This is a genomic window from Gordonibacter sp. (assembly GCF_036667095.1).
GTDB lineage: Bacteria > Actinomycetota > Coriobacteriia > Coriobacteriales > Eggerthellaceae > Gordonibacter.
The window spans coordinates 1-5,671 of sequence record NZ_JAVWUP010000160.1; the positions used below are offsets into that span (position 1 = coordinate 1).

General features: G+C 49.3%; 3 protein-coding genes. 2 read left to right on the top strand and 1 reads right to left on the bottom strand.

The genetic code is table 11. The annotated features are described in order from the left end of the window. Positions 1-83: 83 nt before the first annotated feature. Positions 84-1,445: an AAA family ATPase gene (locus RR842_RS11345; RefSeq protein WP_332729788.1), complete on the top strand. Its 1,362-nt coding sequence runs from the start codon at positions 84-86 to the stop codon at positions 1,443-1,445. 335 nt (positions 1,446-1,780) lie between these two features. Further along, the gene (locus RR842_RS11350; RefSeq protein WP_332729789.1) at positions 1,781-3,343 is read left to right on the top strand and encodes a LuxR C-terminal-related transcriptional regulator; all 1,563 of its coding nucleotides are present in this window, start codon (positions 1,781-1,783) and stop codon (positions 3,341-3,343) included. Positions 3,344-3,506: 163 nt separating this feature from the next. Here RR842_RS11350 and RR842_RS11355 read toward each other — a convergent pair whose 3' ends face one another. Continuing rightward, entirely contained in the window at positions 3,507-5,345 is a 1,839-nt protein-coding gene (locus RR842_RS11355; RefSeq protein WP_332729790.1) for a flavocytochrome c, read from the bottom strand. Positions 5,346-5,671: the final 326 nt, after the last annotated feature.

A 5,671-nucleotide genomic window follows, 5' to 3' on the forward strand; every position in this document is an offset into this window, starting at 1 on the left:
TCGTGCATAAACGCTAGTGGCAGGCCGGTGTGTCGTCATGAATTCGGCAAAGAAGGCATTTTATCTGGGAAGAAGGGGCAGCTATGCTTGAGCGTAAGGCGTATGGCGCTTTGAGGGCGTGGAAAGCTTCAAGTCAGGGGTCGACCGCTTTGCTTATTGAAGGGGCGCGCCGCGTTGGCAAGAGTACTCTTGTTGAAAAGTTTGGCAAAGCCGAATATCGCTCCTGCCTTTTCATCGACTTTTTTACTGCACCCCCTGAAGTAAAAAACTACTTTCAGCAGATGAGCACCGACCTCGATTCTCTTTTTGTGTATCTTTCCGCCTTCTATGGCGTCAAGCTTTATCCGCGGGAAACTCTTATCGTGTTCGACGAGATTCAGTTTTATCCGTTCGCGCGCGGGCTTATCAAATATTTGGTGGCAGATGGACGCTACGACTATATTGAAACGGGCTCCCTTGTTTCGATCAAGCAAAACGTCAGGGACATCATTATTCCTTCGGAGGAAAGGGCTATCGAGCTTAACCCGATGGATTTCGAAGAATTCTGTTGGGCAATGGGGCAAGCTCCGCTTGTTGACGTCATGCGAAATTCGGCCGAACAGCTCAAGCCGCTTCCTGATGCCCTTCACGGAAAGTGTGAGAGGCTATTTAGGGAATATATGCTGGTCGGTGGCATGCCGGCCGTTGTGGCGGATTACGTGGAAAGTCGCGATTTTGGGAAGATCGATGCAATAAAGCGCGACATTTTGACTCTCTATCGCAACGATATAGGAAGATTTGCCAAAGGCTACGAATTCAAGGTAGGTTCAGTGTTTGATGGTATTCCTGGCCAGCTTTCAAAACATGAGAAAAAATTCAGCCTGAGCACTTTGGGCGGCGACCCTCGCATGCGCACGTATGAAGAAGCATTCTTCTGGCTGGAAGATGCGCGCATTGCGAACATCTGCTATAACGCGACCGACCCAGGGATAGGGCTTGCCTTAAGCAGGGACCAATCGACGCTTAAATGCTATATGGCAGATACGGGCCTTTTGGTAACGCATGCGTTTTCAGACAACGCGCATACCTCCGATAAGGTTTTCCGGGACATCCTTTTAGGAAAGCTCTCTCTCAATGAAGGAATGATTACCGAAAATGCTGTTGCGCAGGCCTTGCGCGCCAACGGACACCGCCCCTTTTTTTATTCGCGCTTTGATCGAGAAGACGCAAGCGCCCGGATGGAAGTGGATTTTTTAATCACGCAGGAATACGCCAACGCGGGAGGCAAAATGAGGACAACGCCCCTGGAGGTTAAATCGACCAAGCGCTACGGAACTGCCTCGCTTGATAAATTCAGAAAAAAGTTTGGCAAACGCGTCGGCCGCGAATATGTAGTACATCCAAAAACCCTTGAAGTCCAAGGCGATCGAGTGTATCTACCCCTCTACCTTGCTTTTTGCTTGTAGGCTCATCAAGGCTCTCGTCCGCTCAATCGAGAAAAAGGAATATGCAGCCCGGGTTGCGGCGGGTGAAACGAACCTCAGGCGGAAGCTTCCGTGGTTCCCTGCTGCTGGAGATTCCGATAACTGAGTGCTGATGCGCATGCAACCAGTGTGTTTAAGACCAAATGGGTTGGAAAGGGTTGCCGCCGCCGCACAGAATTTCTGCATGGTCATTGTTAAGAGAAAAGCGCTCAAGGAGGCAACGTGCTAAGATGAGACCCTAATGAATCTGGGAATGCTTTTCTCGGCATCGGATGCCCCTCTTCCCCCAGTTAAGGATACTCGCGCGGAGGTAGGGAATGTTTGACAAGCAGTATGGGCATGGTGGTTCAGATTTGCATACCACATCGTTTACGGCATTCAAGACAATCTTTCTTTCGGGTTTTTCAATAGCTTTTTTTGGTATAGGGCTTATGCGTCTGTGGTATCAATTCAATTTCTATAATCTGCATTTTTCTGCCGACTACGGTTTTGTTACTGTTGGAGCCAATATCGTGCGTGTCCTTGTTATGGCACTGTTGGTATTCCTTTCATATCGCACGGGGTTTTCTCATGCATCGAAAACTTTTTTTGTATGGTCCGGATTGATACTCATGACGCTTTCTGGATTGTTTTATCTCGTAGATCTTTTCTTTGGTACTACTTCGTTCGAAGTTGCCCGCTTCATTATTGGCGGCATTGGTCTTGTTGGGGGAGAGATAATCTGGGTATTTTTTTTAGAACGGCTCAAGCCTGCGGAGGCGTTTTTTTACGCAGCCGGTGGGCTTGCGCTGTCCTGTTTTCTTTCTTTACTTGCTGGGTACTTGTCGCATGAGGTTTTCGGGCTGCTCAATCTTTTTATTCCCGCACTTTCGGTGTTCGCTTATTGGCGAGCTATGGATTTGTGGAATAAGGGAAAGACTCCTTCAGTGCGGCAGGCCAAAAAAAGCAGTTTTTCTCAAGACATGATGCAAGTTCAGGGGCAAAGCATCGGCGAAGAAAAGGTCGATTTTCTGTATAGTACTCAGCTTCGTGGTTATCTATTTTCGATTTTGAGCGCCTTTTTTCTGTATGCTTTTTTATTGGGTATGGCTCTAGGTTATCCCGATGGTCGCATTCGTGAACTTTCCCAAGCAATGCGTACGATACATCAACTCCTAGTCATTGCAGTGATTGTAGCTACCGTGTGGTGGGTTCTTGTGCGTGGCCGTGGATTCAGTTTGACGGGATTTTGGTCTTTCGTAAATCTTCTCATGATTATAGGTATTACGTTTTTGATGGGTGGATGGCCAGGTTCAGAAGAAATTGCCACCTTCTTCATAACTAACGCAATCACGTGTTTTTATATTCCTCTTGTTTTCTTCATCTATCTCATAGGCCGTCATGTTGGTAAATCAACCGTACTCGTTTACGGGTTTGTATACGGGGGAGCATTGCTGGCTATGAGTATCGGTCGCATTGTGGTGTATCAAGTGGGGCCGTATCTCAAGTATGGACTCTGGCTTTTGATTTGTATGGTTTTCGTGGCATTGATTGAGATGGTTTTGGTAGTGTACCCGCGTCCGAATGTGCGCTATCCTATCGGATTTGAATTGAGAGCAGTGTCCAAGCAGGCTGCTCCGATGAGCATTCCTCCCTCGGGTGCTGCGACCGTAGCAAACGATGTCTTTGCCTCGTTCGCCGAGGCGTTTCAGTTGACCGCTACCGAAACAGAAATAGTGCGGCTACTTGCCCAGGGAAGAAGCCGTACGGTTATTGCTGAAACGCTTCACTATTCTGAAAACACCGTGCGTAATTATGTGCGTGTTCTCTATCGAAAAGTAGGAGTGCATACTAAGCAGGAGCTGCTTGACTGTGTCGAGCAGTCTGCCGTTTCTCTGTAGGTGCTTCGCTGGTATGTGAGGGTTTTTAGACTTGAGAGCGTTGTGTCTAAAAGGTTTCAGGAGGCAGAAGAACCCTGGTTGTGAAGCTCCAAGGTTCTGCTGCTCAGGGTTTGTCGTTGGGAAGAATAAACACACATCTATAAGGAAGATTTCTAGGAGAGAGTTACGCCTTTGCGTTCATAACTGCTTGTGCGCCTGCTACGCGGCCAAATGTCATGCAGTCGGCAATAGCGTTGCCTCCCAAGCGGTTGCTGCCATGAATACCGCCGGAGCACTCGCCGCATGCGAACAAGTTTTTGATAGGTGTGCCCGCTGTGTCGAGCGCCCGACAATTAGCGTCGATACGGATACCGCCCATCGTATGGTGTACTGTTGGAACCTTGCGGCAGGCGTACCAAGGGCCTTCGGTCATTTGTTTGTCGGCAGTGTTGCCCGCTTTGAAGCCAAATTCGTCAGCAGCTTCTCCTGCCACAACGGCATTGTATCCATCGATGGCTTTCTGTAGGTTTGCGGCTTCTGTTTCTGTTGCTTTTGCCAATTCTTCGATGGTGCTACCGGTCACGATATGTTTGAGCGCAAGCATATTCTCGATAGTTGAACCGTTCCCGTCGGGTTCGGTGGTGGAGGGGTAGCGCAGCTTGTTTACTACGATCCAATAGGTTGAGTCTGGTTGTGCGAAAATTGCTTGGCAGAGTTTGTCTCGCTCGGCTCCTTCGTTTACGAAACGGCTGCCTTGCTTGTTTACGAAGATTCGGTTGCGTCCTGATGTGCGGATATCCTCCATGAGCCCTGTTCCTGGCGTGCCACAGGGATGAAGCTGGATGTCTGACAGGCCGATGAGCTCGACACCTGCTTTTTCTGCAAGACCAAGACCTTCGCCTTGTGCGCATGGCTTAATGTTAGTGCAGCCGATAGAGCTGTCGAGTTTTACACTGGACCAGACACCCGTGTTCACTTTCTGGCGGTATTCGACATTTGCTCCGAATCCGCCGGTTGCGATGACAACGGACTTCGCGTTTATCACGACTTCTTTCTGGCCTCGATAGCTGGCGGTAACTCCTGTAATGGCTTTTGCGGAATCAAGATTAAGTGCCGTTACCTGCATTTCATGCAAAAGGGTGATAGAGTCGACGTTGTTCTTTACGAAATCCTGGAACGATCGAATGTATGTGTTGCCTGAGGGTGTTGCTGGATAATGGCTTCGCTCGCCGAGGGAGCCTGTTGCTGATCCGCAGTCATCCTTGAACTTGACACCAAGCGCTTCAAGCCAATGTACTGCTTCGAGTGCGTTGTCGGTCAAGTAATGAACGAGGGTGGGATCTCCTAGGTTGTGCCCGCCTTCCATGGTGACGTTATAAAATGTTTCAATGGAATCCTCGATACCTTGTCTCTGTTGACGTTCTGGATCGACGGCATTGAGCGCGCCTTCGGAGACATTTGTTGATCCACCCGTAATGCCGCACTTCTCGACAACAATTACTTTCGCGCCAGCCTGAGCAGCGGAAATTGCTGCTGCAAGGCCGGAACCGCCGCCGCCAATGACGCATACGTCGGCAGTGTATTCAGATTCGATGACTTCTTCGGGGGCGGGAGCGTCTTTCAGCGCCTTCAGCGCTTCGGCTTGTTTTGCGCATTCCTCAAGTCCCTGGGTGAAAGCCATGCTTGACACGGTTGCTCCCGTTACGGTGTCGTACTGAAGTGTTTGAAACTCCATTACTTTGTTCGACAAATCTTCGAGTGCAAAAGCGCCTACACCAAGTGATTCCTGAGCCGCGCTGATGTCGATACCCGTAATTGCATTTTCGGAAAACGTTACATTCATCATGAACGGTGCATTATGCCCCATGACTTCGGTGCCGTAGAGGCCTGATTTCCATTCTGCTGCGGCTTGCTGCTCTGTTTTCGGCGCGCAGCCTGTTAAGCCGAGACCGAGCAGCCCCCCGTAAACGCCCAAAAACGTTGCGCCTTGAAGAAATGTTCTACGGCTTATCTGGTGCCCCATGATTCCCTCCATTCTGCTCGTACTTCTACGAGCCCCTTCTTGTTAGTCCCGAGTTTTTCGGGTTAAGATAGAAGATAGGCGCTACTCTCAATCCAACCTAGGCGCAGAAAGTATCCAACAGTGTCCAAAAGGTACTTTCTTTATTCCGGGCTAATAGACATTTTGAGATGCACCTCATTGCGTTACGAAACGCAATATAACCTGCGACTTTGCATATGCTACTTTTTGCTTGTAGGCTCATCAAGGATCTCTCCCGCTAAAGAGGTGTCCTCGAAGGCTAAGTTGGGGGCTGTTTCGTAAGTGATGTGTGGCATTCTTGGGTTTAT